The organism is Mesorhizobium sp. (assembly GCF_017306585.1).
Taxonomy (GTDB): domain Bacteria; phylum Pseudomonadota; class Alphaproteobacteria; order Rhizobiales; family Rhizobiaceae; genus Mesorhizobium.
Window position 1 is genome coordinate 1 of record NZ_JAFKIC010000011.1, and the last position, 1,613, is coordinate 1,613.

The following is a 1,613-nucleotide window of genomic DNA, read 5'->3' on the forward strand; positions in this document are numbered from 1 at the left end:
TCGGCCTGTGCGGCACCTGCAAGGTGAAGAAGGTCTCCGGTGATGTCGAAATGAGCCACAATGGCGGCATCCTCGATCACGAGATCGACGATGGTTTCATCCTCGCCTGTTGCTCCAAACCGCTATCGGCGCTCGAAATCGAAGCCTGATCCTGACCGCAACCGCCCCAGAAATGGTCGCCGCCACCCCGACACTGGTTGCCTTGCCAAGGAAGAACCGAGTGTTTACAGGCGTTATTTGCGGATGAAGCGGTCGCGCCGGCGGGCGGCGCGACTTGCGGGGCGGGGCAAGAACAATGCGTCATTGCGACGTCTATACGGTTGCGAGCAAGGATATCGTCTTTGAGTCCTTCGATGGCGAAGCCGTCGTGCTCGATCTATCAACCGGCAAATATTTCGGTTTCTCCGATTCCGGCAGCGGGGTCTGGCAGGCGCTCTCTTCCGGTGTCGGTGTCCAGGCCATCGCCGAGGCTTCGGCGATAGAGGCCGCCGATCTGGAAGGCTTCATTTCGCGGCTGCTCGAATTCGGACTGTTGGCGCCAGCCGACACGCCGGGGCTACCCATGCCCAACGACATCGTCTCGGCGCTTGCCGCCGCGCGGGAGCCGCTCAGCGTCGACGTTCACGACGATCTTGCCGACCTCATCGTCGTCGATCCGATCCATGAGGTGGAGGAGCCTCTCGGCTGGCCGGCGGTCAAGCCGGCAAACTGAGACTTCAGCGCAGGCGGCCGCGCAAGGCCGCATATGCCGGAACGGGCCATGCCGAGCGTCACTCTTTCAACATTGCCGGACTACGCACGCCATGTCCTGGCCGTGGCGGAGGCCGCCAGCGCGGACTATCCCGTCAGGCAAACCGTTCGCCTGCCCCGGCTGGAACTGACCGCGCATCTCAGCCCGGGAACGCTGGCTGACGCGCTCGGCCATTCGATTGTCCAGGCAGCGGCGGACCGGCCGGCTCCGCCGGGCTGCCGCATCTTTGTCGCCCATCCCGGCATCCCCGGCATTCCCGCGCCGGCACAGTGGGGCCAGGGACAATTCACCGAACACGGCTTTGCCAGCCGGCTTGCCGAGGCGGGATTGCGCGGCCACCTGTTTCATGACCTGAATTTCTGGCAGTTCTACGATCCGCTGCGCCGCGTCGGCGTGCAACTGATGACGTCGGCCGATGCCTTTCCGCCCTGGGAGCCGGGAGCGCCGCTGCGCCCCTTCCTGCATTGGGAATACGCGTCGCGTGGCCTGCGGCTCGCCCATGCCGGCACGCTCGGCGTCGATGGCAAGGGCGTCCTGCTCGCCGGCGCGGGCGGGGCGGGCAAATCGGGAACAGTCGTGGCCGGGCTGCTCAACGGGCTGGACAGCGTCGGCGACGACTATGTGCTGATCGACCTCGAGGGGGGCGTCACCGCCTATCCGCTGTTTTCCACGCTCAAGCAGGATCCCGGAGGGTTCCGGCGATTGGGATTGGACAGAAAACTGAAATCGCATGGCCCGCTCAACTGGCAAGGCAAGCATCAATGCCATGCTGGCGACATAACCGCCCGGCCAGTACCGGCAAATCTGGACATCACCGCTTTGATGGTGCCACATATCGGTGGAGGCGAGGCCAGCTCGATCA

Annotated in this window: 3 protein-coding genes; all 3 read left to right on the top strand. The window is 64.5% G+C overall.

The window, feature by feature from the left end:
* Positions 1-149 (top strand): 2Fe-2S iron-sulfur cluster-binding protein (locus J0I79_RS00115; protein ID WP_292854151.1); only part of this gene is annotated, 149 nt, incomplete at its 5' end.
* A 146-nt stretch (positions 150-295) separates the two neighbouring features.
* Positions 296-712 (top strand): PqqD family peptide modification chaperone, encoded by a 417-nt coding sequence (locus J0I79_RS00120; RefSeq protein ID WP_292854147.1) that lies wholly within the window; start codon positions 296-298, stop codon positions 710-712.
* A gap of 48 nt (positions 713-760) precedes the next feature.
* Positions 761-1,613, top strand: an 853-nt coding sequence (locus tag J0I79_RS00125) for a serine kinase (RefSeq protein ID WP_292854149.1), incomplete at its 3' end; no start/stop codon positions are given.

Excerpts from the sequence above, each read along its gene's own strand:
- J0I79_RS00120 (WP_292854147.1), top strand. The coding sequence starts at position 296 with ATGCGTCATTGCGACGTCTATACGGTTGCGAGCAAGGATATCGTCTTT.